Origin of the sequence: Cupriavidus necator A5-1, assembly GCF_000744095.1 — a bacterium.
Classification (GTDB): domain Bacteria; phylum Pseudomonadota; class Gammaproteobacteria; order Burkholderiales; family Burkholderiaceae; genus Cupriavidus; species Cupriavidus necator_A.
This window is the reverse complement of record NZ_JQLI01000001.1, coordinates 3,631,181-3,657,861: the sequence shown is the minus strand read 5'-3', so window position 1 is coordinate 3,657,861 and position 26,681 is coordinate 3,631,181. Positions and strand designations below refer to the sequence as shown.

The window sequence follows — 26,681 nt, the reverse complement described above, 5'->3', positions numbered from 1 at the left end:
TCGCCAGTTGCTATCGCTGGCTCCATGCATTATTGTGCATGTATGAAAAATAGGACCACCGGGAAATCATGTCAAGCACTATATTGCATGAATCTGGGTTAACCCGGGATACCGACCTGCATCATGATTCAGGCGTCGCTGCCGCCAACGGCGCGGAGAAAAACCCGTTCCTGGTCGCGCTGGGCGAGCGCGTGCGCGAGCTGCGCGCCCGCCGCGGCCTGACGCGGAAGGCCGCGGCGCACGCGGCCGGCGTGTCGGAGCGACACCTGGCCAACCTGGAATACGGCAGCGGCAACGCTTCCATCCTGGTGATGCAGCACATTGCCGACGCGCTGCAGTGCTCGCTGGCCGGGCTGCTGGGCGACGTGACCACGTCGTCGCCCGAATGGATCCTGCTGCGCGAGCTGCTGGAGCACCGCGACGAAGCCACGCTGCGGCGCGTGCGCATTGCCGTGGGCGAGATGCTCGGCACCGGCGGCGAGAACGCCGCGCAGGCCGCGCGCAGTTCGCGCGTGGCCCTGATCGGGCTGCGCGGCGCCGGCAAGACCACGCTGGGCGGCATGCTGGCGGAAGACCTGGACTTTCCTTTTGTCGAACTGAGCCGCGAGATCGAGAAGTTTGCCGGCTGCAGCATTGCCGAGATCCAGGGCCTCTACGGCATGAATGCTTACCGCCGCTACGAACGCCGCGCGGTGGAAGAAGCCATCCAGATCTATCCCGAAGCCGTGATCGCCACGCCTGGCGGACTGGTGTCGGACCCGGCCACCTTCAATTTGCTGCTGGCCCACTGCACCACGGTCTGGCTGCAGGCCGACCCGGAAGACCATATGGAACGCGTGCGCGCGCAGGGCGACTTCCGGCCGATGGCGGCCAGCAAGGAGGCGATGGAAGACCTGCGCCATATCCTGGCAGGCCGCGCGGCGTTCTATTCCAAGGCGGAGTTCTCGCTGGATACCAGCGCGCAGCCGCTGGAGCCGACCTTTGCCGCGCTGCGCGAGCTGGTACGCCAGGCGTTGCGCATGCCGGGCTGATGCGGAACCGTCACTAACCGGCCTCGTACCGATCGTTCGGGAGCATTCCACCGCGCTTCTCTTTGAATCTGCACAATAGTGCTTGCAGAAAATCTGAGTGATGAACTATAGTTCGTCTCACCAGATTCCTGTTTATGCATGATAGTGCAGTTTTGCAGAGGAGACAACGCCGTGACAAACGCCCCCCGTGTCGACTACCAGACCGACCCTTCCCAGTACAAGCACCTGAAGCTGAAGTTCGAAGGCCCCGTCGCCACGCTGGCGGTGGATATCGACGAGAACGCCGGCCTGCGTCCCGGCTACAAGCTCAAGCTCAACAGCTATGACCTTGGCGTCGACATCGAACTGAACGACGCGCTCAACCGCGTCCGCTTCGAACATCCGGAAGTGCGCACCGTGGTCGTCACCAGCGGCAAGGACAAGGTGTTCTGCTCCGGCGCCAATATCTTCATGCTGGGCGTCAGCAGCCATGCGTGGAAGGTCAACTTCTGCAAGTTCACCAACGAGACCCGCAACGGCATCGAGGATTCCTCGCAACACAGCGGCCTGAAGTTCCTGGCAGCGGTCAACGGCGCCTGCGCCGGCGGTGGCTATGAACTGGCGCTGGCTTGCGACGAGATCCTGCTGGTGGACGACCGCTCGTCGGCCGTCAGCCTGCCGGAAGTGCCGCTGCTGGGCGTGCTGCCGGGCACCGGCGGCCTGACCCGCGTGACCGACAAGCGCCATGTGCGCCACGACCTGGCCGATATCTTTTGCACCACCACCGAAGGCGTGCGCGGCCAGCGCGCCAAGGACTGGCGCCTGGTCGACGATATCGCCAAGCCCGCCGTGTTCGCGCAGAAAGTGCAGGAGCGCGCGCTGGCGCTGGCCGCGCAGAGCGACCGCCCGGCCGATGCGCAGGGCGTGGCGCTCAAGCCGATCGAGCGGACTATCGAAGCGGATGCGCTGCGCTACACGCACGTGACGGTCGAGATCGACCGCGCCGGCCGCACCGCCACCTTCACGGTGAAGGCGCCGACGGGCACGCAGCCGCAGAATATCGATGAAATCGTGGAGGCCGGCGCCGCCTGGTACCCACTGCAACTGGCGCGCGAACTGGAAGACGCGATCCTGTCGATGCGCACCAATGAACTGGACATCGGCACCTGGCTGATCAAGACCGCCGGCGACGCCGCCGCGGTGCTGGCCACCGACGCCACGCTGCTCGCGCACAAGGACCACTGGCTGGTGCGCGAGACCATCGGCCTGCTGCGCCGGACGCTGAGCCGCCTGGATGTGTCGTCGCGCAGCCTGTTCGCGCTGATCGAGCCGGAATCCTGCTTTGCCGGCACCTTCCTGGAACTGGCGCTGGCCTGCGACCGCAGCTACCACCTGGCCTTGCCGGACGACGAGGACCGCGCGCCGAAGATCACCGTGGCGGAAGTCAATTTCGGCCTGTACCCCATGGCCACCGGCCAGAGCCGCCTGGGCCGCCGCTTCTATGAGGAACAGCCCGCGCTGGACGCGGTGCGCGCCAAGGCCGGCCAACCGCTCGATGCCGATGCCGCCTATGCGCTGGGCCTGGTCACCGCCAATCCCGACGATATCGACTGGACCGACGAAGTGCGCATCGCGCTGGAAGAGCGCGTGGCGATGTCTCCCGATGCGCTGACCGGCATGGAAGCCAACCTGCGCTTCAACGGCCAGGAAAACATGTTCACCCGCATCTTCGGCCGGCTGACCGCGTGGCAGAACTGGATCTTCCAGCGCCCCAACGCCGTCGGCGACAAGGGCGCGCTCAAGGTCTACGGCAAGGGCGACAAGGCCGCCTTCGACTGGAACCGCGTCTGATCCAGCCTTACACGACAACCGAATCGTCCCCCGAAGGAGACCACCATGTCCGGCATCAACTACAGCGACAAGATCCCCAACAACGTCAACCTGAGCGAAGACCGCACCCTGCAGCGCGCGCTCGAGCAGTGGCAACCCAACTACCTGAGCTGGTGGAACGACATGGGCCCGGAAGGCTCACACAGCCATGACATCTACCTGCGCACCGCGATCAGCGTCGATCCGCAGGGCTGGGCGCACTTCGGTCACGTCAAGATGCCGGACTACCGCTGGGGCATCTTCCTGAACCCGGCCGAGGCCAACCGCAAGATCCACTTCGGCGACCACAAGGGCGAGGATGCCTGGCAGGACGTGCCGGGCGAATACCGCGCCAACCTGCGCCGCATCATCGTGACGCAGGGCGATACCGAACCCGCATCGGTCGAGCAGCAGCGCCACCTGGGCCTGACCGCGCCCAGCATGTACGACCTGCGCAACCTGTTCCAGGTGAACGTGGAAGAGGGCCGCCACCTGTGGGCCATGGTCTACCTGCTGCACAAGTACTTCGGCCGCGACGGGCGCGAGGAAGGTGAAGCGCTGCTGGAGCGCCGCAGTGGCCAGCAGGACAATCCCCGCATCCTGCAGGCGTTCAACGAGCAGACGCCGGACTGGCTGTCGTTCTTCATGTTCACCTACTTCACCGACCGCGACGGCAAGTTCCAGCTGTGCGCGCTCGCCGAAAGCGCCTTCGATCCGCTGGCGCGCACGACGAAGTTCATGCTGACCGAGGAAGCGCACCACATGTTCGTGGGCGAGTCCGGCGTGTCGCGCGTGATCCAGCGCACCTGCCAGGTGATGAACGAACTGAAGACCGACGATCCGGCGAAGCTGCGCGCGGCCGGCGTGATCGACCTGCCGACGCTGCAGCGCTACCTGAACTTCCACTATAGCGTGACCATCGACCTGTTCGGCGCCGACGAGTCGAGCAATGCCGCGACCTTCTACAGCACCGGCCTCAAGGGCCGCTACGAAGAAGGCAAGCGCATGGACGACCACGTGCTCAAGGGCCAGACCTACCGCATCCTTCAGGCGCAGAACGGCCAGCTGACCGAGAAGGAAGTGCCGATGCTCAACGCGCTCAATGAAGTGCTGCGCGACGATTACATCAAGGACAGCATGGGCGGCGTGGAGCGCTGGAACAAGGTCATCGAGAAGGCCGGTATCCCGTTCCGCCTGAAGGTGCCGCACAAAGCCTTCCACCGCAATATCGGCGCGCTGGCGGGCGTCAAGGTATCACCGGACGGCCGCGCGATCTCCGAGGCCGAATGGCGCGACTTCCGCGACCAGTGGCTGCCCAGCGAAGGCGACCGTGCCTTTGTCGCCAGCCTGATGGGCCGCGTGGTCGAGCCGGGCAAGTTCGCCAACTGGATCGCGCCGCCGGTGATGGGCATCAACCGCCAGCCGGTGGACTTCGAGTACGTGCGCTTCAACTGAGCCACGGTCTTAACCCATTGCTCCCTGTTTGCTCCCCTCTCCCGCTTGCGGGAGAGGGGCCGGGGGAGAGGGCAGGCGCGTCCATGAACCGCCGCTGCAACAACGACCCTCACCCCGAGCGCCCCTGATTCTGTGGAGACCGCCATGAACATGGCAGAAATTCAAGTCATCAAGCAGCACCTGATCGATCCCGAGATCTGCATCCGCTGCAACACCTGCGAAGCGACCTGCCCGGTGGGGGCGATCACGCACGACTCGCGCAACTACGTGGTCGATGCCGACAAGTGCAACCTGTGCATGGCCTGCATTTCCCCGTGCCCGACGGGCTCGATCGACAACTGGCGCGCCATGCCGAAGCTGCGCGCCTACAGCATCGAAGAGCAACTCGGCTGGGACGCGCTGCCGGAGGAACTGACGCCCGAGCAGCTGGCCGACCTGGCGCCCGGCGCCGAGATGCAGACCGTCGCGCCGGAGATTCCCGCCACGTCGCCGCTGGCCGGCACCGGCGAAGACGCTTTCAACAGCGCCCGCTACGGTGCCACCGTGCCACCGTGGTCCGCAGCGCATGCCTACACCAACCTGTACGGCGCCAAGTCCGCCCACAAGACCATCACCGCCACCGTGACCGGCAATGTGCGCGTGACTGAAGTCGGCCGCGAGTACGACACACACCACATCGTGCTGGATTTCGACGCGACGCCGTTCCCGGTGCTGGAAGGCCAGTCGATCGGCATCGTGCCGCCGGGCACTGACTCCAGCGGTCGTCCACACCACGCGCGCCAATACTCGATCGCCAGCCCGCGCAACGGCGAGCGTCCCGGCTACAACAACCTGTCGCTGACCATCAAGCGCGTGCTGCAGGACCATGCCGGCAAGCCGGTGCGCGGCGTGGCCTCCAACTACATGTGCGACCTGAAGGTCGGCGACAAGGTGGAAGTGATCGGACCGTTCGGCGCCAGCTTCCTGATGCCCAACCACCCGCGCTCCAACATCGTGATGATCTGCACGGGCACCGGCAGCGCGCCGATGCGGGCCATGACCGAATGGCGCCGGCGCCTGCGCAAGGCCGGCAAGTTCGATGGCGGCAAGCTGATGCTGTTCTTCGGCGCGCGCACGCGGGAAGAGTTGCCTTACTTCGGCCCGCTGCAGAACCTGCCCAAGGACTTCATCGACATCAACCTGGCGTTCTCGCGCACGCCGGGGCAGCCCAAGCGCTACGTGCAGGACCTGATGCGTGAGCGCGCGGCGGATCTGGCGGCGCTGCTGGCGAGCCCTGACACGTACTTCTATGTGTGCGGACTCAAGAGCATGGAAGAGGGCGTGGTGTTGGCGTTGCGCGACGTGGCACAGCAGGCCGGCCTGTCATGGGAGGCGCTGGCCGAGGGACTGAAGCGCGACGGCCGCCTGCATCTCGAAACGTACTAACGCTTACAGCGCGGCGTGGTCGCGGCCGGCGCCAACATGGCTGCCGGCCACGAAGCGCTTGCGCAGGACTCGGCCCGCATTCACCAGCGAGCCATCCGCCACTTCGACCACGCGGTGCAGGTAGTCTTCACTGGCGTCGAGCAATGCCAGGTACAGCGTGCTGCACAGGCTGCGCGCGGTGCGGCCGGGCCAGTCCACCGGCAGCAGCACTTCCGGCAGGTTCGGGTCGCGCAGCAGCACGCGCCGGTACTCATGCACCAGCAGCGTTCGCACGAAGAAGGCATCGGCCGGCGTGAGCTGCCCCGCTTCTTCCTCCAGCGGTGAAAACCGCCGCAGCAGCGCCTGCCACGCGTCCGCCACATCGCCCATCTTGAAGGTCTGGTGCATCAGCGCCTGCAGCGGCCGCAGCGAAAACGCCTGCAGGCTGCTCGCGTCCATCACCGCCACATATTCCTGCGCGCGCGCAGCCTGGACGATCTCGCGCAGCGAGGCCAGGTCGGCGTTGGGGTGCGCCATCACCCCGGGCGCGATTGCGCCGAACCCTTCCCATAGCAATTCCCGCTTCAGCTTCTGTCGCACCGTGGCGCGTACGTCACCGCGCACCATCACCAGCGTCCAGCGCCCGTCCCATTCGGGCGCGTCGCCCGCATAGATGCGCTTGCCCGCGTGCAGCACCCGTTGCAGGCCAGCTTCCGACAGCCCGTAGTAGCTGCGCCGACCGATCTTGGTCGCGGCCAGCCAGTCGTCGGCGGTGAGGCGAAAAGTGGCGGTGCGCACCAGCCGGTCATTGATCCCGAACGGCGCCGCCAGGCGGATCAGGCTGCCCAGCCACACCGCCTGCTGCCGCGGCGCGACCACGTCGCCGAACAGCGTCACCAGCAGCGAATTGGCGCCCAGCTTGAGCCCGCGCGCCAGCCGCGCCACGCGAGGGGAAACCGGATCGGGGTCGGGCGTCGCCATCGGCGGGTCTCCGAAAGTGATACACAAACGTCGATTGCTTGAATCAAATTGTATCACTACCATCCATTTCAACTTACGAGATTGACGCAGATCAAGACGTCGATCACGACCAAAACAGGTGGAGCAGGCGATGTACGCACAACTGGTGGAGACAGGAGCGACGAGGCTCCGCGCAATGGAAGAGATGGCCCCGCAGGAGCGCGAGTTCCAGGCCCGCGTGGATGCCGGCATCAAGATCGAGGCCAAGGACTGGATGCCCGAAGCGTATCGCAAGACCCTGGTCCGCCAGATCTCGCAACACGCGCATTCGGAGATCGTCGGCCAGCTGCCCGAAGGCAACTGGGTGACCCGCGCCCCGACGCTGGAGCGCAAGGCGGTGCTGCTGGCCAAGATCCAGGACGAGGCCGGCCATGGCCTGTACCTCTACAGCGCGGCGGAGACGCTGGGCGTTTCGCGCGACCAGATGCTGGGCGACCTGAATACCGGAAAGGCCAAGTATTCCAGCATCTTCAATTACCCGACGCTGAGCTGGGCCGATATCGGCATGATCGGCTGGCTGGTGGACGGCTCTGCCATCATCAACCAGGTACCGCTGTGCCGCTGCTCGTTCGGTCCGTATGCGCGTGCCATGGTGCGCGTCTGCAAGGAAGAGTCCTTCCACCAGCGCCAGGGCTACGACATCCTGCTGGCGCTGTGCAACGGCACGCCAGAGCAGAAGCAGATGGCGCAGGACGCGCTGAATCGCTGGTGGTGGCCGGCGCTGATGATGTTCGGACCGTCCGACGGCGACTCGCCCAACAGCGCGCAATCCATGCAATGGCGCATCAAGCTGTTCTCCAACGACGATCTGCGCCAGAAGATGGTCGACCAGACCGTACCGCAGGCCGAGTACCTGGGCCTGACCATTCCCGATCCGGAGCTGAAGTGGAACGAGGAACGTGGCCACTATGACTTCGGCGAGATCGACTGGTCCGAGTTCTACAACGTGATCCAGGGCAACGGCCCGTGCAACCGCGACCGCCTGCGTACCCGTGTGAAGGCATGGGACGACGGCGCATGGTTCCGCGAGGCGCTGGTGGCCCACGCCGACAAGCAGGCGCAGCAAGCCGCGGCCTGACCCCGCGGCGCACGGCGCCGCTCCCCATCGAACCCGCATCAAACAGGAGGTAGCCATGAAAGAGTGGCCGCTTTGGGAGATCTTTATCCGCAGCCAGCACGGCCTGGCCCACAAGCACGTGGGCAGCCTGCACGCGCCGGACGGCGAAATGGCGATCAACAACGCCCGTGACGTCTATACGCGCCGCAATGAAGGCGTCAGCGTCTGGGTGGTGAAGGCCAGCGACGTGATGGCCAGCAGCCCCGGCGACAAGGGCCCGCTGTTCGAACCCGCCAACAGCAAGGTCTACCGCCATCCGACGTTCTTCCCGATGCCGGAAGCGGTCAAGCACATCTGATACGGCGCGCATCATGGACAACCACAAGCTCGAATACCTGCTGCGCCTCGGCGATTCCACGCTGGTGCTCGGCCAGCGCCTGTCGGAATGGTGCGGCCGCGGCCCGGCGCTGGAAGAGGACATCGCGCTGACCAACGTCGCGCTCGACCTGATCGGCCAGACCCGCCTGTGGCTGGGCTATGCCGCGGAAGAGGAGGGCGCCGGCCGCACCGCCGACCAGCTCGCCTACCTGCGCGACGCGCACCAGTTCCGCAACCTGCTGCTGGCGGAGCAGCCCAACGGCAGCTATGCCGATACGCTCGCGCGCCAGTTCCTGTTCGACACCTGGCATTACTTCCTGCTGGAAGGGCTGCAGCGTTCGACCGATGCGCGCATCGCCGAGATCGCCGCCAAGTCGCTCAAGGAAGTGACCTACCACGTGCGCCGCAGCGCCGACCTGGTGGTGCGCCTGGGCGACGGCACCGAAGAGAGCCACCGCCGCATGCAGGACGCCTTCGACGACCTGTGGATGTTCACCGGCGAACTGTTCGAAGCCGATGCGGCCGAAACCGCGCTGGTGCGGGACGGCGTGATTCCCGATCCGGCGACGCTGGCCGAACCCTGGCAGCGCCACGTCAGCGAGGTGCTGGAAGAAGCCACGCTGCGCGTGCCCGCCGGCGAGTGGGCACAGAGCGGCGGCCGCCATGGGCGCCATACCGAACACCTCGGCTACCTGCTGGCCGAAATGCAGTTCCTGCAGCGCGCCTATCCCGGCGCGCAGTGGTGAGCGCCATGACTGCGCAATCGCTGGCGCGCCCCGCTGTCGAACAGGTCTGGCGCTGGCTAGATACGGTGCCCGATCCGGAGATCCCGGTGATCTCCGTGGTGGACCTTGGCATCGTGCGCGACGTCGCGTGGGTGGACGACGCCTGCGTTGTCACCATCACGCCGACTTACTCCGGCTGCCCGGCCATGACCGTGATCCGCGAAGGCATTGAATGCGCGCTGGCCGCGCAGGGCGTGGACAAGGTGCGCGTGCAAACGCAACTCGCGCCGGCCTGGACCACCGACTGGATGACCCCGCGCGGCAAGGCGAGCCTGACCGGCTACGGCATCGCACCGCCGGCGCAGCAGGTGATCGACATCAGCGGCATCAGCCGCAAGGCGTCGCCGGCGCTGGTGGTGGCCTGCCCGCACTGCGGCTCGTGCCATACGCGGCTGGTCAGCCAGTTCGGCTCGACCGCGTGCAAGGCGCTGTACCGCTGCGGCGACTGCAGGGAACCGTTCGATTACTTCAAGGCGCACTGAGCCAGACCGAGGTAGTGAGATGAGCAAATTCCATGAACTGACCGTGGCCTCGGTCACGCGCGAGACCCGCGACGCCGTGGCCGTGACCTTCGCCGTACCGGATGAGCTGGCCGATACCTACCGCCACGTGCAGGGCCAGCACCTGACGCTGCGCGCTGGCATCGGCGGCGAGGACGTGCGCCGCTCCTATTCGATCTGCTCGGCGGTGCAGGATGCGCAGCTGCGCGTGGCGATCAAGCGCGTCGACGGCGGCCTGTTCTCCAACTGGGCCAACGAGCAGCTGCAGCCCGGCATGAAGCTGGAAGTGATGCCGCCGTCCGGCCACTTCCATGTGCCGCTGTCCGCCACGCACGCCAGGCACTACGTGGCGTTCGCCGCCGGCAGCGGCATCACGCCAATGCTTTCGATCATCAAGACCACGCTGCAGGCCGAGCCCGACAGCCGCTTCACGCTGTTCTACGGCAACCGCGCCTCGTCGTCCGTGTTGTTCAAGGAAGAGCTGGAAGACATGAAGGACACCTACCTGCAGCGCTTCAACCTCGTGTTCGTGCTCAGCCGCGAGCAGCTTGATATCGACCTCTTCAACGGCCGTATCGATGGCGAGAAGGTCAATGCCTTGCTGAAGCACTGGGTGAAGCCACAGGACATCGACGTCGCCTTCATCTGCGGCCCGCATTCGATGATGGAAGAGGTGTCGCAGGCGCTGGTCGCCAACGGCGTGGACAAGACCCGTATCAAGCGCGAGTTGTTCGCCACCAGCATCCCTTCGGCCCGCCCGGCGGCGCATGCGCACAAGCAGGTCGGCCAGCAGCAGTGCGAGGTGACGGTCATCCAGGATGGGCGCACGCGTTCCTTCACGCTGGAGAAGAACAAGGAGACGGTGCTGGACGCCGCGCTGGCACAAGGCCTCGAGCTGCCTTACTCGTGCAAGGGCGGCGTCTGCTCGACCTGCCGCTGCAAGCGCATCGAAGGCGAGGTCGACATGGACGTCAACTTCGCGCTGGAAGACTACGAAGTCGCGCGCGGCTTCATCCTGAGCTGCCAGAGCTATGCCGTCAGCGACAAGCTGGTAATCGACTTCGACCAGGAAGCCTGAAGCGTTTCCTGCCATCTCCAAACATCCAGAACCCATTTCGCCCCCGGAGCAAGCCGTGTCCCATCCGTTTTTCGAACGCCACCAGGCGCTGCTGGAACAAGCCACCCAAGCCATCGCCGAGCGCGGCTACTGGAGTCCGTTCTCCGAAATGCCGAGCCCCAAGGTCTATGGCGAAACCGCCAACGCCGACGGCAAGGCCGCCTTTGAAGCCCGCCTGAACAAGCCGTTCGCGCTGTCGCAGCCGGGTACCGTCGGCCAGGCCGGCAAGGAAGTCTCGCCCTACGGCCCGGAACTGGGCATCACCTATCCGAAGCCGGACCTCGACCAGCTCTTCGCCGGCGTCGCCAAGGGCATGCCCGCCTGGCGAAAGGCCGGGCCGGAGGCCTGGGTGGGCGTGTCGCTGGAGATCCTGCAGCGCCTGAACCGCCGCAGCTTCGAGATTGCCTGCGCGGTGATGCACACCACCGGCCAGGCCTTCATGATGGCCTTCCAGGCTGGCGGCCCGCACGCGCAGGACCGCGGTCTGGAAGCCGTGGCCTACGCCTGGGACGAGCTGCGCCGCATCCCGAAGCAGGCCATCTGGGAGAAGCCGCAGGGCAAGAACGAACCGCTGCGCATGGAGAAGCGCTACAGCGTGGTGCCGCGCGGCGTGGGCCTGGTGATCGGCTGCTGCACCTTCCCGACCTGGAACGGCTATCCGGGCCTGTTCGCCAGCCTGGCCACCGGCAACGCGGTGGTGGTCAAGCCGCACCCGGGCGCGATCCTGCCGCTGGCGATCACCGTCGAGGTGGCGCGCGAGGTGCTGCAGGAAGCCGGCTTCGACCCGAACCTGGTCACGCTGGTGGCCAATGACCCGACCGAGCGCATGGCGTCGAAGCTGGCGCTGCGCCCCGAAGTGCGCCTGATCGACTTCACCGGTAGCAGCGCCAACGGCGACTGGCTGGAGCGCAATGCGCACCAGGCGCAGGTCTACACCGAGAAGGCCGGCGTCAACCAGATCGTGATCGACGCCACCGCCGACTTCAAGGGCATGGTGCGCAATATCGCGTTCTCGCTGTCGCTGTACTCGGGCCAGATGTGCACGGCGCCGCAGAACATCTACGTGCCGAAGGACGGCATCGACACGCCGGAAGGGCGCGTCAGCTTCGACCAGGTGGCCGCGGCCATCGGCGAAGCGATCGGCAAGCTGACCAGCGACCCCGCCAAGGCAGTCGAACTGCTGGGCGCGATCCAGAACGACGGCGTGGTGCAGCGCATCGAGTCGTCGCGCGAGTTGGGCGAGGTCGTTGCCGACAGCCGCGTGCTGGAACACCCGCAGTTCCCCGGCGCGCGCATCCGCACGCCGCTGGTGCTGAAGGTGGACGCCAGCGACGAGGGCAAGATCATGCAGGAGCTGTTCGGCCCGATCTCGTTCATCGTTGCCACCGACAGCACCGCGCACAGCATCGCGCTGGCCCACCGCGGCGCGAAGGAGCATGGTGCGCTGACACTGTCGGCCTACACCACCGATGCGGGCGTGACCGAAGCCATCCGCGATGCGGCGGAGGACGCCGGCGTGGCGCTGTCGCTGAACCTGACCGGCGGCGTGTTCGTCAACCAGTCGGCGGCGTTCAGCGACTTCCATGCCACCGGCGCCAACCCCGCGGCCAATGCCTCGCTGTCGGATGCGGCCTTTGTTGCCAACCGCTTCCGCGTGGTGCAGAGCCGGTCCCATATCTGACGCACAGCTTGCAGTCGTAGTACCCCGGCGCCGGCCCCCCTTGCTCGTGGCGCCCACATAACGAGATGGAGTAGACAATGGTTCAACGCATCCCCAACCCCAATGAGCTGGAGCCGATCGAGCGCGCCAGCCGCGACGAACTGCAGGCCTTGCAGCTGGAACGGCTCAAATGGAGCGTGCGCCATGCCTACGACAACGTGCCGCATTACCGCAAGGCCTTTGCCGCGGCGGGGGTGCATCCGGACGACCTGCAGTCGCTGTCGGACCTGTCGAAGTTCCCGTTCCTGACCAAGCAGGACCTGCGCGACAACTATCCCTTCGGCATGTTCGCGGTGCCGCGCGAAAAGGTGGCGCGCGTGCATGCGTCGAGCGGCACCACCGGCAAGCCGACCGTGGTCGGCTATACGGCGAAGGACATCGATACCTGGGCCAGCGTGGTGGCGCGCTCCATTCGCGCTGCCGGCGGGCGCGCCGGCGACCTGGTCCATGTCAGCTACGGCTACGGGCTGTTCACCGGTGGCCTGGGGGCCCACTACGGCGCGGAGAAGGCGGGCTGCACCGTGATCCCGATGTCCGGCGGCCAGACCGAGAAACAGGTACAGCTGATTCGCGAGTTCCGGCCCAACATCATCATGGTGACGCCGTCGTACATGCTGAACCTGATCGAGGAGATGGAGCGCCAGGGCATGGATCCGTCGGAAAGCTCGCTGAAGGTCGGCATCTTCGGCGCCGAACCGTGGACGGATGCGATGCGTGCCGAGATCGAGGCCCGCGCCGGCATCGATGCGGTCGACATCTATGGCCTGTCCGAAGTCATGGGGCCGGGCGTCGCGTGTGAATGCATCGAGAGCAAGGATGGCCCGGTGATCTGGGAAGACCACTTCTATGCCGAGATCATCGACCCGGTGACCGGCGAGGTGCTGCCGGACGGGTCCGAGGGCGAACTGGTGTTCACCTCGCTGACCAAGGAAGCGCTGCCGGTGATCCGCTACCGCACGCGCGACCTCACGCGCCTGCTGCCGCCCACGTCGCGTTCGATGCGCCGGATCGGAAAGATCACCGGCCGCTCGGATGACATGCTGATCATCCGTGGCGTGAACGTGTTCCCCTCGCAGATCGAGGAACTGATCCTGAAGGCGCCGGCGCTGGCGCCGCAATACCAGCTGGTGGTGACCCGCGATGGGCATCTGGACAAGCTGGAGGTGCGGGTCGAGGCGCGGCCAGAGCGGTCGTCGTCCCTCTCGGCGGATGACCGTGCGGCGCTGGAGCGCGAACTGAAGGACCAGATCAAGACCTATGTGGGCGTCACCACGCGTGTGCAGGTGGTGACCGCCGAGGGCATCGAGCGCACCAGCGTCGGCAAGGCGCGGCGCGTGGTGGATATGCGCCCGAAGGTCACGCACGAGCAGCCAGTCGGCGCGATCTGAAGCGCTGCTTTACACCACAATCCCTCGCGAACGCTCCCCTCTCCCGCAAGCGGGAGAGGGGAGCAAACCGGCAGCATCCGAAACATAGCGATCACCCTAAAGATGGCAGCCTCAAGAGCCGCCACGCCAACCCCTGCGCCAAAGGAGACAACCATGGACGCGCGACAACTGGAAACCATCCAGAACCACCCCGATTTCATCCGGCTGACCAGCGGGCGCGCACGCCTCGGCTGGTCGCTGACGCTGGTGATGCTGGCGATCTACTTCGGCTTCATCCTGCTGCTGGCGTTCTCGCCGGCCACGCTCGGCACGCCCTTCGGCGCGGGCGTGATGACCGTGGGCATTCCCGTGGGCGTGGCGGTGATCTTTGCGGCCGTGCTGCTGACCGGCATCTACGTGCACCGCGCCAACCGCGACCTGGACCCGCTCAACGAGCGCGTGCGCAAGGAGTGCCAAGAATGAATCCGGCATACCGTTACCTGTCCGCGGCCCTGATGGGGCTTGCCAGCACGGCCGCTATTGCCGCTCCCGCGATCCAGGCCGATGCCGCACCGCGCCCACTGAACTGGAGCGCCATCGTCATGTTCCTGCTGTTCGTGCTCTTCACGCTCGGCATTACCCGCTGGGCCGCGAGCCGCACGCGTTCGGCGTCGGACTTCTATGCCGCCGGCGGCGGCCTGACCGGTTTCCAGAACGGGCTGGCGATCGCCGGCGACATGGTCTCGGCGGCGTCCTTCCTGGGCATTTCCGCGATGATGTTCGACAAGGGCTATGACGGCCTGATCTATGCACTGGGCGTGGTCGCCGGCTGGCCCATCATCCTCTTCATCGTTGCCGAACGGCTGCGCAACCTCGGCCGCTATACCTTTGCCGACGTGGTGTCGTACCGGTTGGCGCAGAAGCCGGTGCGGATCACCGCCGCCTGCGGCACGCTGACCGTGGTCATCATGTACCTGGTGGCGCAGATGGTCGGCGCCGGCAAGCTGATCGAGCTGCTGTTCGGCACCAGCTATGAATCGGCGGTGGTGATCGTCGGCGCGCTGATGGTGCTCTACGTGATGTTCGGCGGCATGCTGGCCACCACGTGGGTGCAGATCATCAAGGCCGCGCTGCTGCTGGGCGGGGTGACCTTCATGGCCATCATGGTGCTCGCGTACTTCGGCTTCAGCCCCGAGGCCATGTTCGCCGGCGCCGCCAAGGTGCATGACAAGGGCGCGGCGATCCTGTCGCCGGGCGGGCTGGTGTCCAACCCGATCGATGCGATTTCACTGGGCGTGGGCATGATGTTCGGCACCGCCGGCCTGCCGCACATCCTGATGCGCTTCTTCACCGTTGCCGACGCCAAAGAGGCGCGCAAGTCCGTGCTCTACGCCACCGGCTTTATCGGCTACTTCTACCTGCTGATCCTGGTGGTAGGTTTCGGCGCGATCGTGATGGTAGGCGCGGACCCAGTCTACCGCGACGCGGCCGGCAAGATCATCGGCGGCAGCAATATGGTGGCGGTGCACCTGTCGCATGCCATCGGCGGCGACCTCTTCCTCGGCTTTATCTCGGCGGTGGCGTTCGCGACCATCCTGGCGGTGGTGGCGGGCCTGGCCCTGTCGGGCGCGTCGGCGGTCTCGCATGACCTGTATGCCAATGTGTTCCGCCGCGGACAGGCCAACGAGAAGGACGAGATCCGCGTGTCGAAGGCGGCCACGCTGGTGATCGGCGTGCTGGCGATGGTGCTCGGCGTGATGTTCGAGAAGCAGAACATCGCCTTCCTGTCAGGGCTGGTGCTGGCGATTGCCGCCTCGGTCAATTTCCCGGTGCTGTTCCTGTCGATGTTCTGGAAAGGGCTGACCACGCGCGGCGCGGTGGCGGGCAGCGTGGCCGGATTGGCCTCGGCGGTGGCGCTGCTGGTGCTGGGCCCGACCGTGTGGGTCGGCATCCTCAAGCATCAGCAGGCGATCTTCCCGTATGCCAACCCGGCGCTGTTCTCGATGACGCTGGCCTTCGGCTGCGCCTGGCTGGTATCGGTGCTGGACCGCTCGGCCCAGGCGAGCGCCGAGCGCCAGCGCTATGGCGCGCAGTTCGTGCGCGCCATGACCGGCATCGGCGCGGCCGGCGCCAGCCAGCACTGAGCGCGATCAGTCGGTGTCCTGCTGCGCCTTGTGGCGGGACGCCATCTTTTCCTGCTGCGCCGGCGGCACGTTGTCATAGTGGCTGAACTGGATGGTGTAGCTGCCGTGGCCGCCGGTCAGGCTGTTCAGCCGTGACTGGTAGTCGCTCAGCTCCGACAGCGGCACCTGTCCGGCCACGGTCACCGCGTTGCCGGCAGCGGTGCGGGTGCCATGGACCTGGCCGCGCTTGGCGGAAAGGTCGCCGATGATGTCGCCCATCGAAGTGCCGGGCACCGTGACCTCGATATCGACGATCGGCTCGAGCACGCTGGGCCGCGCCTTCAGCACCGCGTCGATAAACGCCTTGCGCCCGGCGGTCGCGAACGCGACTTCCTTCGAATCGACCGGATGGCTCTTGCCGTCATACACCGTCACGCGCACGTCCTGCATCGCGAAGCCAGCCAGCGGACCGCTTTCCAGCGCCTGGCGGATGCCTTTCTCCACGGCGGGAATAAACTGGCCCGGAATCGCACCACCCTTTACCGCATCGACAAACTCGAAGCCCTCGCCGCGCGCCAGCGGTTCGACCCTCAGCATCACTTCGCCGAACTGCCCGGCGCCGCCGGTCTGCTTCTTGTGCCGGTGGTGGCCCTCGGCCTTGCCGCCGATGGTTTCGCGGTAGGCGATCTTGGGCGGGCGCGTCACCACCTCCACTTTGTATTGCTCGGTCAGCCGCTCCAGCGCACAGCGCAGGTGGAACTCACCCAGGCCGAACACGACGGTCTCGTTGGTGCCGGCCGGATGCTCCACGCGCAGGCAGGGGTCTTCGGCGCTCAGCTTGTGCAGTACCTCCGCCAGCCGCTGCTCGTTGCCACGGCGCGCCGGCTCGATCGCCAGCCCGTAGATCGGCGTGGGGAATTCCAGCGGCGTCAGGTGGATATCGCCGTCCTCGGTGGCATCGTGCAGCACGGCATCAAAGCCGAGTTCATCGATCTTGGCCACCGCGCAGATATCGCCCGGCCCGGCGCGCGGCACTTCCTGTGTCTCCTTGCCTTGCAGCCGCAGCAGGTGCGCCACCTTGAACGGCTGGCGTCCTTCGCCGATATAGAGCTGGCTGTCGCGCGAGACCGTCCCCTGGTGGATGCGGAACACCGCCAGCTTGCCGACATAGGGATCGATGACCATCTTGAAGACGTGCGCCAGTACATGCTTGTCCGGCACGGGCTCCGCACGCACGGCCTTGCGGTTTTCGCTGCCTTCACCCGTATCGCGATAGAACAGCGGCGGATTGCCCTCGGTGGGATTGGGCAGCAGCCGCACGAACACATCCAGCAGCTCGGTGATGCCGGCGCCCGTCGCCGCCGAGGTAAAGCAGATCGGCACCAGGTGGCCTTCGCGCAGCGCGCGCTCGAACGGCGCGTGCAGCTGCTCCGGTGTGACCGCCTCGCCTTGTTCCAGGTACAGCTCCATCAGCTCGGGATCGATCTCAATGACCTGGTCGATCAGCGCATCGTGCGCGGAGGGCACAGATAAAAAATCCGACTCGCCGGCCGGATTGAAGAAGCAGTCGACCACCTTGCTGCCGTTGCCGGCCGGCAGGTTGATCGGCAGGCATTCCTTGCCGAAGGCCTCCTGGATATCCCCCAGCAGCGAGGGCAAGTCGACCTTGTCGCCGTCGATGCCGTTGATGATGATCATCCGGCACAACTGGCGCGCCTGCGCCCAGGCCATGGCCCGGCGCGTGGTCATCTCGATGCCGGTCTGCGCATTGACGACGATGGCGGCAGTTTCCACGGCCGCCAGCGCGCTGATCGCCAGCCCGGAGAAGTCCGGGTAGCCGGGGGTGTCGACCAGGTAGATGCGGGTGTCGCGGTAGTGCAGGTGGGCGACCGCGGAGGTCAGCGAGCGTTTGTACTTGCGCTCCAGCGGATCGCTGTCGCACACCGTGGAACCGCGTTCGATGCTGCCGGGCGTGTGCAGGGCACCGCCCTTGTACAGCAGTGCCTCGACCAGCGAGGTCTTGCCGCACCCCGCGTGCCCAAGCAGGGCGACGGTGCGGATGGCATCGGGACTATCGTGCATGTTGGCTCTCGGTTCGTCCGGCAATGACTCTCACGGCATTATTGGCGAAATTCGCCGGAAGCGACATACGCGCATGCCCGACTCGGTGCATTGCCTGACGCAAGATGGCCCACAAGTGCTGAGGCCGGCGCTCGGACGGCCTGACTTTGTCTGGCGCACGGCATGCCCGCACTGCAGCAAACCGTGCGCTGGTGCGCTGCAGCAAGATCAGCGGCGCACGTCATCGTGGTCGGTCGACACCGCCAGCGTCTGCCACGCGGCCAGTTCGCTTTCCACCTTGCGGTTCTTCTCGGTGATGCGGTAGACCGTGTCCGAGCCCAGCGGCAGCCGCACCGGCGGGGTTTCGCTGTCGGCCAGGGTCAGCAGCGCTGCCGCCAGCTTGGCCGGGTCGCCGGGCTGCTGGTGGTTGGCCGAAGCCATGTGCTCACGCATTGCCCCGACCGTCTCGGCGTACGCCGCGATCTCGGTACGGACGCGCACCAGCGAGCTGGCATCGAGGAAGTCGGTGCGGAAGAAGCCCGGCTCGACCACGGTGGCGCGAATGCCCAGCGGCGACAGTTCCGCATCGAGCGCTTCGGTCAGGCCCTCGACCGCGAACTTGGTGGCGCCATAGACGCCCCAGCCGGGATACGCGGCGTAGCCACCGATCGACGAGATGTTGAGGATGCGGCCGCTGCGCTGCCGGCGCATCTGCGGCAGCACCGCGCGTCACGGTCAGCACGCCGAACACGTTGGTGGCGAACTGCTGCTCGACTTCCTGCGCGGAGGCCTCTTCGACCGCGCCGAGCAGGCCGTAGCCGGCGTTGTTGACCAGCACGTCGATGCGGCCGAAGCGGGCCACGGCGGCCTCGGCGGCGGCGATCGCCTGGGCTTCGTTGGTGACGTCCAGCGCCACGCCCAGCAGGTTGCCGTGCTCGCCCAGTGCGGCGGTGATCGTCTCCGGGCGGCGCGCGGTGGCGACGACCCGGTCGCCGCGTGCCAGCGCGGCACGGGTCAGCTCCAGGCCGAAGCCGCGCGAAGCGCCGGTGATGAACCAGACCTTGCTGGCAGCGTTGATGGAGGTGTTGGTGGTGTTGGCGGACATGGTGAATCTCCTTTCGGGGTGCTCGGTTTGACTGCGATGTCTGATGGCGGGGGCCACGGAGACAAATTTAGGCCGGCGACGCCCGCAACACTAGGCGGTTCAATCTCGTTTGAATGACAACCAAAGGTTGGGAATGAAAAGCCGGCGCGCCGATTGAGAAAACCTCAACCGTGTGGCAGACTCGCCGGCATGGACAAACTGCCCCCACTGAACGCCTTGCGCGCCTTCGAGGCCGCCGCCAGGCACCTCAGCATCACCACGGCTGCCGAGGAGCTGCACGTCACGCCCGGCGCCGTCAGCCGCCAGATCCGCGCGCTGGAAGACGGGCTGGGCGTGCAGTTGCTGCACCGCGGCCACCGCCAGATCTCGCTGACCCGCACCGGCGAGGACTACTACCGCGCCGTGACCAAGGCGATGGACGACCTGCGCGAGGCCACGCGGCGGCTGAGCAAGCGCGCCAAGCGCAAGCAGCTCAAGGTGCGCGCCTACACCACCTTTGCCATGCGCTGGCTGATCCCGCGGCTGTCGAGCTTCCATGCCGCCAACCCCGGCATCGAGGTGCTGCTCACCGCCTCGCTCGATCCGGTCGACTTCCGCAAGGAGGACATCGACGGCGCGATCCGGCTGGGCGACGGCAAGTGGAGCGGCGTGAATACCCACCGGCTGGTGTCTAACATCCTGGTGCCGGTATGCAGCCCGGCGCTGCTCGCGGGCGGGCCGAAGGTGAAGAAGCCCGCCGACCTGCAGCACCAGACCCTGCTGCACTCGATCGCGCGGCCCGATGACTGGGCCCACTGGCTCAAGGCCGCGCGCGCGGACGGGCAGGTCGATGCGCGCAGCGGCATGACCTACCAGAGCTCGGCCATGGCCTATGCGGCCGCGGTCGAAGGGCAGGGCTTTGCGATCGCACAGCGCTTCCTGGTGGCGGCGGATCTCGACGCCGGCCGGCTGCTGGCGCCATTCCGCCAGACCGTGGACATGGGCGAATTCACCTACTACCTGTTGACGCCGGCTGACCGCAAGGAAAGTCCGAGCATGGCGGTGTTCCGCCAGTGGTTGCTGGCGCAGTTCGACACGCAAGGCTGAGGCGCATCGCTGCGCTCACCATCCGGCAAAGCGCGCAAAGGCCTCCACCGGCTCGCGCGCGGTGCGCAGGCGGTTGGCCGGTTCGCGCGGATCGGGATGGCCGAGCGACATGCCGCACACCACGATCTCGCTGTCCGGAATCCGCAACTGTGCGCGGATGACCTGGTGGTAGCGCGCAAACGCCTGTTGCGCGCAGGTTTCCAGGCCGTGCCCGAGCGCGGCCATCATCACCGCGTGCAGGAACATGCCGAGATCCAGCCACGCAGCCTGGCCCTGCCCGCGCTCGATGGTGAAGAACAGCCCCACCGGCGCGCCGAAGAACGCGTAGTTGCGTGCGTACTGGCGCGCCATGCCGGCGGCGTCGCCGCGCGGGATGCCGAGCAGGCCGTACAGCGCCTTGCCCAGCGTGCGGCGCCGCGCCAGGTATGGTTCGCGCCACGCGGGCGGGTAGTAGACATACTCCTCGCGATACTCACCGCCGCCGGTGTCGTGCAGTGCCAGCAGGGCTGCGCTGAGGCGCTCGCGCACGTCGCCGGCGCAGGCGTAGACGCGCCACGGCTGCGTGTTCGATGCGCTCGGGCTGCGCGCGGCGTCGGCCAGGATCGCGGCCACGGTCTGCTCCGGCACCGGCGTATCGAGAAAGCCGCGCACGCTGCGGCGCGCATACAGCGCCGCGATGATGTGGGCGCGGTTCATGACGCCGCGGCGGCCAGGCGTTGCTGGCCGGCATCGATGCAGTGGATCGCGCCGTCCTTTTGTAGCGCGGCGATTTGCGACGGGCTGTAGCCCAGTCCGGCCAGCACGGCCTGCGTATGCTGCCCGCAAGCCGGCGCCGGCCGCGCTGGCAGCGCGTTTTCCTGCGCGCTGTTGATCGGGAATCCCGGCATGCGGATCTCGCCCAGCGTGTCGTGCCGGACGCGCTGCACCATGCGGTTGGCGGCCACCTGCGGATGCGCCATGACATCCTCGTAGGTCGCCACGCGCGCGCACAGGATGTCGGCGTCCTGCAGGATGGCCAGCCACGCATTGGTCGAGCGGGTGACGAACTCGCTGGTCAGCACCTCCACCATTGCCGCGCGATTGGCCACGCGCAGCGGCGACGTGGCGAAGCGCGAGTCATCGGCCAGCTCGGGCCGCCCCAGCACATCGCACAACCGGCGCCAGCGCTCGGGCATGTAGGCGGCCACCATGACCCAGCCGTCGGCGGTGCGGAAGGCCTGGTTGGGCGCGGAGTAGGGCGCCGCGCTGCCGACGTGTTCGGGCAGTTGCCCGTCGGCGCAATAGCTGGTGAGGGACGACTGCTGCAGCGCCAGCGCCGCATTGAGCAGGCTGACATCGAGATGGCCGCCCAGGCCGTCGCGCGCCCGCTGCGCGAGCTTCGCCAGCACGCCCATGCAGGCCACGTAGCCGGTCATCACGTCGACCACCGGCGCCTGCACCTTGCACGGCTCGCCATCGGGCAGGCCGATCAGGCTCATCAGGCCGGAATCGGCCTGCATGATGCCGTCGACGCCGGCGCGATGCGCATACGGCCCTTCCTGCCCGTAGGCGGAGATCGAGCAGTAGATCAGCGCGGGGTGGGCTTCGGCCAGTTGCGCATGGCCGAGGCCGAGGCGCTCCATCACGCCCGGGCGCATGCTTTCCACCACGATGTCGGCGCCCGCGATCAGGCGGTGTGCCACGGCGACGCCGTCGGCGGACTTGAGGTCGAGCGCCACGCCCAGCTTGTTGCGGTTGAAGCCGTGGAACAGCGCGCTGTCGTCGCCGAGCCAGCCCGGTCCCAGGCCGCGGCCTAGCTCGCCACCCGGCGGCTCCACCTTGATGACCCTGGCGCCCATGTCGGCCAGCAGCATGGTGCAGGTCGGCCCGGCACCGATCTGCGTAAAGTCGATGACGGTCAGGCCGTCCAGTGCGTCGCGCAACATGTCATGCCTCCGGAAGGGTGCGGGATCGTTTGAACGTGCCTTGTGCGGTGGCCATCAGCACGCCGGCGTCGGTGGTCAGCTCCGCCGAGGCGAAGTACAGGCTCTTGCCGGCGCGGGTGACCTGCGCCGTGGCGCGCAGCCGGCCCGTGCTGGCCTTGCTGAGATAGCTGATCGTCAGCATCACCGTGACGGCGTGGCCGAGCGCGCCGTCAGGACCGGCGGGCAGCCCGGCGTAGCCGCAGGCGGCGTCGAGCAGGGTGGCGGTCACGCCGCCCTGCACGCTGCCCTGGCGGTTCAGGTGGCGCGGCTCAAGGTCGAGCTCGAAGGTGCAGCGGCCGTCGCCGACGCTGGCCAGGCGGATGCCGAGGTAGTCCAGCAGCGGGTTGTCGGTGGGAGGCAGGACATGGCGTTCATCAGGGGCGTTCATAGGGCCACCTTGATGTTGTTGTCCTGGATCACGCGCTGCCAGCGCGACATTTCCTTGCCGATATAGGCCTTGAGTTCGGCCGGCGTGGACGCCTGCGCCTCGAAGCCCTGCCGGGTCAGCTGCTCGGCGACGTCGGGCGACTTGAGCGCGGCCACCAGCGCGGCGTTGACCTTGTCGACCACGGCTTTCGGCGTGTGGGCCGGTGCCAGCATGCTGTACCAGAGTTCCGCGTCATAACCGGTGATGCCGGCTTCGGCGAAGGTGGGCAGGTCCGGCATCAGCTTGCTGCGCTTCTTGCCGGCGATGCCCAGCGCGCGCAGCTTGCCGGCGCGCACATACTGGATCGACGAGGCAAAGGTGGCGAACGAGATCTGTACCTGGCCCCCCATCAGGTCGGTGATCGACGGGCCGGTGCCGCGGTAGGGCACGTGCAGCAGCTCGGTCTTGTTCAGCTTTGCAAACACTTCACCGGCCAGGTGCTGCGGAGTGCCGGGGCCGGGGCTGCTGTAGCTGAGCTTGCCCGGATTGGCGCGGGTGAACTGGATGAATTCCTGCAGCGTGCGGAACGGCTGGTCGGGATTGGCGACCAGCATGATCGGCACCGACGCGATCAGCCCGACCGGCTCGAAATCGCGCTCAATCCGGAACGGCACCTTCATGCCGAGGAACGGGTTCATGGTGACCTGGCTGGATGCGATCACTAGCGTGTAGCCGTCCGGCGCCGCATGCGCGACATAATCGGTGCCGAGGTTGCCGCCGGCGCCGGGCTTGTTCTCGATCACGATGGTCTGGCCCAGCACCTGGCCCATCTTGGGCGCGATCACCCGCGCGAGGATGTCGTTGCCGCCGCCGGGGGCGAACGGCACGACCAAAGTGATCGGCTTCTGCGTGGGGAAGGGGGCCTGCGCCGTCGCACCTAGTGCCGTGGTTGCGAGCACGCCGGCCAGCGCCGCACGCATGAATCGGGAAATTCCTGCCATGGTTGTCTCCTGTCTGGTTCTGGTGGGTCCGCTCAGCGGCCCGTGTAGCGAGGCTGCCGCTTTTCGGCGAATGCCTGGCGGCCTTCGGTGCGGTCGGCGGTATCGCGCAGCACGCCCCAGTAGAGTTCGGTAAGCTGCTGCGCGTCGGCCTCGCTGAGGTGGCTGGTCTGGCGCGACAGCTTCTTGACCGCCTGGACGGCCAGCGGTGCATTGGCGGCGATGCGCGCGGCCAGAGCGAGGGCACGGTCGAGCAAGGCATCGGGCGCCACCGTCTCGCTGACCAGGCCGATGCGCGCGGCGTGCGCGGCGTCGATGCGCTCGCCGGTCAGCACCATCTGCATCGCGTGGGCCGCCGGCACGGCCTTGAGCAGCCGATGCAGGCCGGAGACCGCCGGGATCGAGCCGACCGCAGCTTCGGGCAGGCCGAAGCTGGCCTGCGCCGACGCAATCCGCAAGTCGCACTGCAAGGCGATCTCCAGCCCCGCGCCCAGGCAATGCCCGTTGAGCGCGGCGATCAGCGGCTTGTTCAGGCCGAGGTCGGTCAGGTCCATCAGCCGGATATAGAGGCCCAGGTCCGCCGCCTGCTCCGGCGCGCGGAACAGCGCTTCGGGGTAGGTGGCCGGTGAAGTGCGCGTGCCTTTCAGGTCCGCCCCGGCGCAGAAGGCGCGCGTGCCGGCACCGGTCAGCACCGCGACGCGCAGGTCGATGCGATCGCGCACTGCGGCCAGTTGCGCGCGCAGTTCGCGCAGCGCGGTCACGTCCAGCGCATTGAGCGCCTCGGGCCGGTCGATGGTCAGCACGGCGACCGCGCCTTCGGTGTGGAGTCGTATGGTCATGGCGGCCTCCTTACACGCTCGGCGACGACAGGCTGCGACCGCCGCAGACATAGAGCGTCTGCCCGGTCACGTACGACGACTGCGGATCGAGGAAGAAGCTGACCGCGTTGGCGATGTCGTCGGCGGTGCCGATGCGCTGCACCGGGACAGACTTTTGCAGCCGCGCCTGCACCTCGGGCGCGAAACCGCGGAACAGCGGGGTATCGACGATGCCGGGCGCCACGGCGTTGACGGTGATGCCCTTGCCCGCGAACTCGATTGCCAGCGAGCGCGTCAGGCTGACCACGCCCCCCTTGGCCGCGGAGTAGTTGGCCTGCCCGAAGCCGCCCAGCCAGGCTCGCGACGAGATATTGACCACGCGCCCGTACCCTCGCTCGACCATGCCGGGCAGCGCCGCGCGGCAGCACAGGAACTGCGAGCGCAGGTTGGTATCGATGACCAGGTCCCAGTCCGCGTCGGTCATGTTCAGGAAACGCATGTCGCGCACGGCGCCGGCGTTGTTGACCAGGTAGTCGACGCGGCCGGCGCGCGCCTGTACGTGCGCAAAGGCGTCGTTGACCGCGCCCGAGTCGGTCAGGTCGGCACTGGCGCCGAAGGCGTTGAAGCCCTCGGCAACCAGCGCGCCGACGGCGGCATCGAGCGCGGCGGCGTCGCGGTCGAGCAGGGCCACGGCCAGCCCCTGGCGGGCCAGTTGCGTGGCGATGCCCAGGCCGATGCCGCGCGCGGCGCCGGTGACCACGGCCACATGGGAAGGATCGAAACGTTGCGTGCCCATCTCAGACTCCCAGTAGATGGACGGAAGAGGCGGCGTGGTCCACGCCCGCGATGCCGCCGCCGGTGCATTGCGTCAGGCCGACGCGGGCATCCGCCACCTGGCGCTCGCCGGCGCGGCCTTGCAGCTGCCACAGGATCTCGACCATCTGTGCCACGCCGGTGGCGCCCAGCGGATGGCCCTTGGCCAGCAGGCCGCCGCTCGGATTGACCGGCACGCGCCCGCCCAGGCGCGTTGCGCCGGACTTGAGCAGGGGCACGGCGTCGCCGCGCGGTGCCAGGCCGAGAACTTCGTAGTAGAGCAGTTCGGCGATGGTGAAGGCGTCGTGCAGCTCGACCACGTCGACGTCCTGCGGGCCGAGACCGGCCTGTTCGTAGGCCTGGCGCGCGGCGCGCGCGGTGATCTCGGCATCGAGGATGTCGTCGTCGGCCTCCTCGCGCATGCCCGACACCACCACCGACGACAGCACCTTCACCGGCCGCGCCTGCGCCGGGCGGCGTGTGCTCAACACCACCGCCGCCGCGCCATCAACCTGCGACGGGCAGCACTGCAGCAGCGTCAGCGGGTCGGCGATCATGCGCGAGGCCAGCACTTCCTCGACCGTGGTGGTCTTGCGCTGCTGGGCATACGGGTTCAGCGAGCCGTGGTAGCGGTTCTTCACGGCCACTTCGGCGAGATCGGACGGATTGGCGTCGCGCTCGTGCAGGAAACGCGTGCCGCGCATCGCATACACCGCCGGCAGCACCATGCCCGACTTCGCATAGAGCTCGGTCTTGTGGTCATTGCGCTGCAGCGGGATGGTGCCGCCGCCAAGCGCGGTCAGCTGCTCGATGCCGAAGACCAGCACCGTCTCATATTGCCCGGCCAGCAGCGCGTGCCGTGCCAGGTGCACGCCGGTGGCGCCGCTGGCGCAGGCGTTCTCGACGTTGTAGACGGGGATGCCCTTGAGCCCGAGGTCGCGCACGATCAGCTGGCCGAGGATCATGCCGCCCAGCACGTTGGCGCAGTAGACCGCCTGGATGCGGCCGGCCGGCACGTCGGCATCGGCCAGCGCCTTGAGGATCGCCTGTTGCGCCAGTTCCGGCGCCAGCACGCCGGGGTGGCGGCCGAGCGGCGTCATCGCGCCGCCTTGGATGTAGATGTCCTGCATCTTGCTTACCTTTCCTTCTCTCGATCGTTCAGGCCGTGACGGCCTCGAAGACATAGCCCAGTTCGGCGTCATGCCGCTGCGCGTAGCGTTCGCCGATGACCGGACGCGCCGTGCCCAGCAGGCGGCCGAAGATGCGCACCGGGCCCACGAAATCGACATAGCCAAGCGCATACGGCGGCTGCCCGCTCTTGGGTGCGGGATGGATCACGGTGAAGCTGTAGAGCACGCCCGTGCCGGTGATGGGAACGGTCTCGTGACCCTCCGCCAGCGGCGAGTCGGCGGGCAGCGCCGGGAAGATCCACTCGCCGGTGGCGCGGTCACGCGAGGCTAGCAGGTGAGGGACGGGTTCCGCGCTCCAGAGCGGATAGGGCTGGTCTGACATGGCTGTCTCCTGTGGGTTGGCCTTGGCGTAATAGTTGTCGTCGGCGGGCTGCGCGACAAACGATATTTCCGGCCTTTTCGGTTGAGAAAAAATCAAGCGAAAGGGGGGCGTTTGGAGACGCGCTTTGGCGGCGGGCAGAAGCGCGCGGTGTT

Annotated in this window: 24 protein-coding genes and 1 pseudogene; 14 read left to right on the top strand and 11 right to left on the bottom strand. The window is 67.1% G+C overall.

The genetic code is table 11. From position 1 onward, the window contains the following. Window positions 1-68 precede the first annotated feature (68 nt). The 4 genes from K307_RS16260 (at window position 69) to boxA (ending at window position 5,759) form a co-directional block, all read left to right on the top strand. Entirely contained in the window at window positions 69-1,031 is a 963-nt protein-coding gene (locus K307_RS16260) for a helix-turn-helix transcriptional regulator (protein WP_042879618.1), read from the top strand. A 171-nt stretch (window positions 1,032-1,202) separates the two neighbouring features. After that, the gene (boxC, locus tag K307_RS16255) at window positions 1,203-2,861 is read left to right on the top strand and encodes a 2,3-epoxybenzoyl-CoA dihydrolase (protein WP_042879617.1); all 1,659 of its coding nucleotides are present in this window, start codon (window positions 1,203-1,205) and stop codon (window positions 2,859-2,861) included. Between the two features lie 45 nt (window positions 2,862-2,906). After that, entirely contained in the window at window positions 2,907-4,334 is a 1,428-nt protein-coding gene (gene boxB, locus K307_RS16250) for a benzoyl-CoA 2,3-epoxidase subunit BoxB (RefSeq protein WP_042879615.1), read from the top strand. Window positions 4,335-4,478: 144 nt separating this feature from the next. After that, window positions 4,479-5,759 carry a benzoyl-CoA 2,3-epoxidase subunit BoxA gene (gene boxA / locus K307_RS16245; RefSeq protein ID WP_042879613.1) on the top strand — a complete coding sequence of 427 codons (1,281 nt, stop codon included), beginning with the start codon at window positions 4,479-4,481 and terminating at the stop codon, window positions 5,757-5,759. A 3-nt stretch (window positions 5,760-5,762) separates the two neighbouring features. Here the strand turns inward: boxA and paaX are convergent, their stop codons facing one another. Continuing rightward, on the bottom strand, window positions 5,763-6,719 hold the full coding sequence (gene paaX / locus K307_RS16240; RefSeq protein WP_042879612.1) for a phenylacetic acid degradation operon negative regulatory protein PaaX: 957 nt from the start codon (window positions 6,717-6,719) through the stop codon (window positions 5,763-5,765). Window positions 6,720-6,849: 130 nt separating this feature from the next. Here paaX and paaA point away from each other — a divergent pair, with 130 nt between their 5' ends. The 9 genes from paaA to K307_RS16195 all read left to right on the top strand — a co-directional run bounded on the left by paaA (window position 6,850) and on the right by K307_RS16195 (window position 15,826). Then, window positions 6,850-7,836 (top strand): 1,2-phenylacetyl-CoA epoxidase subunit PaaA, encoded by a 987-nt coding sequence (paaA, locus tag K307_RS16235; protein WP_042879609.1) that lies wholly within the window; start codon window positions 6,850-6,852, stop codon window positions 7,834-7,836. A 55-nt stretch (window positions 7,837-7,891) separates the two neighbouring features. Beyond that, window positions 7,892-8,173, top strand: a complete 282-nt coding sequence (gene paaB, locus K307_RS16230) for a 1,2-phenylacetyl-CoA epoxidase subunit PaaB (protein ID WP_029044895.1) — start codon at window positions 7,892-7,894, stop codon at window positions 8,171-8,173. A gap of 13 nt (window positions 8,174-8,186) precedes the next feature. Next, window positions 8,187-8,939, top strand: coding sequence for a 1,2-phenylacetyl-CoA epoxidase subunit PaaC (gene paaC / locus K307_RS16225; protein WP_042879605.1), 753 nt, complete (start codon window positions 8,187-8,189; stop codon window positions 8,937-8,939). A 5-nt stretch (window positions 8,940-8,944) separates the two neighbouring features. Next, the gene (paaD, locus tag K307_RS16220) at window positions 8,945-9,460 is read left to right on the top strand and encodes a 1,2-phenylacetyl-CoA epoxidase subunit PaaD (protein WP_042879601.1); all 516 of its coding nucleotides are present in this window, start codon (window positions 8,945-8,947) and stop codon (window positions 9,458-9,460) included. A 19-nt stretch (window positions 9,461-9,479) separates the two neighbouring features. Further along, entirely contained in the window at window positions 9,480-10,556 is a 1,077-nt protein-coding gene (paaE, locus tag K307_RS16215) for a 1,2-phenylacetyl-CoA epoxidase subunit PaaE (RefSeq protein WP_042879598.1), read from the top strand. Between the two features lie 55 nt (window positions 10,557-10,611). Continuing rightward, a complete protein-coding gene (gene paaN, locus K307_RS16210) occupies window positions 10,612-12,276 on the top strand; it encodes a phenylacetic acid degradation protein PaaN (protein WP_042879596.1) in 1,665 nt (554 codons plus the stop codon). Between the two features lie 77 nt (window positions 12,277-12,353). Continuing rightward, window positions 12,354-13,703 (top strand): phenylacetate--CoA ligase PaaK, encoded by a 1,350-nt coding sequence (gene paaK / locus K307_RS16205; protein ID WP_042879595.1) that lies wholly within the window; start codon window positions 12,354-12,356, stop codon window positions 13,701-13,703. 153 nt (window positions 13,704-13,856) lie between these two features. Then, on the top strand, window positions 13,857-14,165 hold the full coding sequence (locus K307_RS16200) for a DUF485 domain-containing protein (RefSeq protein ID WP_042879593.1): 309 nt from the start codon (window positions 13,857-13,859) through the stop codon (window positions 14,163-14,165). Continuing rightward, complete coding sequence (locus K307_RS16195; RefSeq protein WP_042879591.1) at window positions 14,162-15,826, top strand: cation acetate symporter; 1,665 nt, start codon at window positions 14,162-14,164, stop codon at window positions 15,824-15,826. Before K307_RS16200 ends, K307_RS16195 begins: the two co-directional genes overlap by 4 nt. Before the next feature lie 6 nt (window positions 15,827-15,832). Here the strand turns inward: K307_RS16195 and fusA are convergent, their stop codons facing one another. Together fusA and K307_RS16185 are read right to left on the bottom strand one after the other, a co-directional pair. Next, window positions 15,833-17,887, bottom strand: a complete 2,055-nt coding sequence (fusA, locus tag K307_RS16190) for an elongation factor G (protein WP_042879588.1) — start codon at window positions 17,885-17,887, stop codon at window positions 15,833-15,835. A 207-nt stretch (window positions 17,888-18,094) separates the two neighbouring features. After that, window positions 18,095-18,971: pseudogene (locus tag K307_RS16185) on the bottom strand (oxidoreductase). Window positions 18,972-19,160: 189 nt separating this feature from the next. On the opposite strand from K307_RS16185, the gene gcvA reads away from it, so the two are divergent. Then, window positions 19,161-20,057 carry a transcriptional regulator GcvA gene (gene gcvA / locus K307_RS16180; protein ID WP_042879585.1) on the top strand — a complete coding sequence of 299 codons (897 nt, stop codon included), beginning with the start codon at window positions 19,161-19,163 and terminating at the stop codon, window positions 20,055-20,057. A gap of 15 nt (window positions 20,058-20,072) precedes the next feature. Here the strand turns inward: gcvA and K307_RS16175 are convergent, their stop codons facing one another. From K307_RS16175 to K307_RS16140, 8 genes are read right to left on the bottom strand one after another with little or no spacing between them, the layout of a single operon-like run. Next, the gene (locus K307_RS16175; RefSeq protein ID WP_042879583.1) at window positions 20,073-20,753 is read right to left on the bottom strand and encodes a nitroreductase; all 681 of its coding nucleotides are present in this window, start codon (window positions 20,751-20,753) and stop codon (window positions 20,073-20,075) included. Continuing rightward, window positions 20,750-21,982 carry a CaiB/BaiF CoA transferase family protein gene (locus tag K307_RS16170; RefSeq protein ID WP_042879581.1) on the bottom strand — a complete coding sequence of 411 codons (1,233 nt, stop codon included), beginning with the start codon at window positions 21,980-21,982 and terminating at the stop codon, window positions 20,750-20,752. The genes K307_RS16175 and K307_RS16170 overlap by 4 nt, the downstream gene beginning before the upstream one ends. A 1-nt stretch (window position 21,983) precedes the next feature. Beyond that, entirely contained in the window at window positions 21,984-22,409 is a 426-nt protein-coding gene (locus K307_RS16165; RefSeq protein ID WP_042879580.1) for a PaaI family thioesterase, read from the bottom strand. Then, entirely contained in the window at window positions 22,406-23,389 is a 984-nt protein-coding gene (locus K307_RS16160; RefSeq protein ID WP_042879578.1) for a tripartite tricarboxylate transporter substrate binding protein, read from the bottom strand. The genes K307_RS16165 and K307_RS16160 overlap by 4 nt, the downstream gene beginning before the upstream one ends. A gap of 32 nt (window positions 23,390-23,421) precedes the next feature. Next, entirely contained in the window at window positions 23,422-24,225 is an 804-nt protein-coding gene (locus tag K307_RS16155) for an enoyl-CoA hydratase/isomerase family protein (RefSeq protein WP_042879576.1), read from the bottom strand. A gap of 10 nt (window positions 24,226-24,235) precedes the next feature. Further along, window positions 24,236-25,000 carry an SDR family oxidoreductase gene (locus K307_RS16150; RefSeq protein WP_042879574.1) on the bottom strand — a complete coding sequence of 255 codons (765 nt, stop codon included), beginning with the start codon at window positions 24,998-25,000 and terminating at the stop codon, window positions 24,236-24,238. Window position 25,001: 1 nt separating this feature from the next. Beyond that, complete coding sequence (locus tag K307_RS16145) at window positions 25,002-26,147, bottom strand: thiolase family protein (protein ID WP_042879572.1); 1,146 nt, start codon at window positions 26,145-26,147, stop codon at window positions 25,002-25,004. A 28-nt stretch (window positions 26,148-26,175) separates the two neighbouring features. Beyond that, window positions 26,176-26,529, bottom strand: coding sequence for a Zn-ribbon domain-containing OB-fold protein (locus tag K307_RS16140; protein WP_042879570.1), 354 nt, complete (start codon window positions 26,527-26,529; stop codon window positions 26,176-26,178). Window positions 26,530-26,681: the final 152 nt, after the last annotated feature.

Coding starts and splice junctions, on each gene's coding strand:
- K307_RS16140 (WP_042879570.1), bottom strand. CDS start 26,529: ATGTCAGACCAGCCCTATCCGCTCTGGAGCGCGGAACCCGTCCCTCAC.
- paaB (WP_029044895.1), top strand. CDS start 7,892: ATGAAAGAGTGGCCGCTTTGGGAGATCTTTATCCGCAGCCAGCACGGC.
- paaX (WP_042879612.1), bottom strand. CDS start 6,719: ATGGCGACGCCCGACCCCGATCCGGTTTCCCCTCGCGTGGCGCGGCTG.
- paaC (WP_042879605.1), top strand. CDS start 8,187: ATGGACAACCACAAGCTCGAATACCTGCTGCGCCTCGGCGATTCCACG.
- paaE (WP_042879598.1), top strand. CDS start 9,480: ATGAGCAAATTCCATGAACTGACCGTGGCCTCGGTCACGCGCGAGACC.
- K307_RS16150 (WP_042879574.1), bottom strand. CDS start 25,000: ATGGGCACGCAACGTTTCGATCCTTCCCATGTGGCCGTGGTCACCGGC.
- K307_RS16260 (WP_042879618.1), top strand. CDS start 69: ATGTCAAGCACTATATTGCATGAATCTGGGTTAACCCGGGATACCGAC.
- gcvA (WP_042879585.1), top strand. CDS start 19,161: ATGGACAAACTGCCCCCACTGAACGCCTTGCGCGCCTTCGAGGCCGCC.
- paaD (WP_042879601.1), top strand. CDS start 8,945: ATGACTGCGCAATCGCTGGCGCGCCCCGCTGTCGAACAGGTCTGGCGC.
- K307_RS16170 (WP_042879581.1), bottom strand. CDS start 21,982: ATGTTGCGCGACGCACTGGACGGCCTGACCGTCATCGACTTTACGCAG.
- K307_RS16200 (WP_042879593.1), top strand. CDS start 13,857: ATGGACGCGCGACAACTGGAAACCATCCAGAACCACCCCGATTTCATC.
- K307_RS16160 (WP_042879578.1), bottom strand. CDS start 23,389: ATGGCAGGAATTTCCCGATTCATGCGTGCGGCGCTGGCCGGCGTGCTC.
- boxA (WP_042879613.1), top strand. CDS start 4,479: ATGAACATGGCAGAAATTCAAGTCATCAAGCAGCACCTGATCGATCCC.
- K307_RS16145 (WP_042879572.1), bottom strand. CDS start 26,147: ATGCAGGACATCTACATCCAAGGCGGCGCGATGACGCCGCTCGGCCGC.
- K307_RS16195 (WP_042879591.1), top strand. CDS start 14,162: ATGAATCCGGCATACCGTTACCTGTCCGCGGCCCTGATGGGGCTTGCC.
- paaA (WP_042879609.1), top strand. CDS start 6,850: ATGTACGCACAACTGGTGGAGACAGGAGCGACGAGGCTCCGCGCAATG.
- fusA (WP_042879588.1), bottom strand. CDS start 17,887: ATGCACGATAGTCCCGATGCCATCCGCACCGTCGCCCTGCTTGGGCAC.
- boxB (WP_042879615.1), top strand. CDS start 2,907: ATGTCCGGCATCAACTACAGCGACAAGATCCCCAACAACGTCAACCTG.
- K307_RS16165 (WP_042879580.1), bottom strand. CDS start 22,409: ATGAACGCCCCTGATGAACGCCATGTCCTGCCTCCCACCGACAACCCG.
- K307_RS16175 (WP_042879583.1), bottom strand. CDS start 20,753: ATGAACCGCGCCCACATCATCGCGGCGCTGTATGCGCGCCGCAGCGTG.
- paaK (WP_042879595.1), top strand. CDS start 12,354: ATGGTTCAACGCATCCCCAACCCCAATGAGCTGGAGCCGATCGAGCGC.
- K307_RS16155 (WP_042879576.1), bottom strand. CDS start 24,225: ATGACCATACGACTCCACACCGAAGGCGCGGTCGCCGTGCTGACCATC.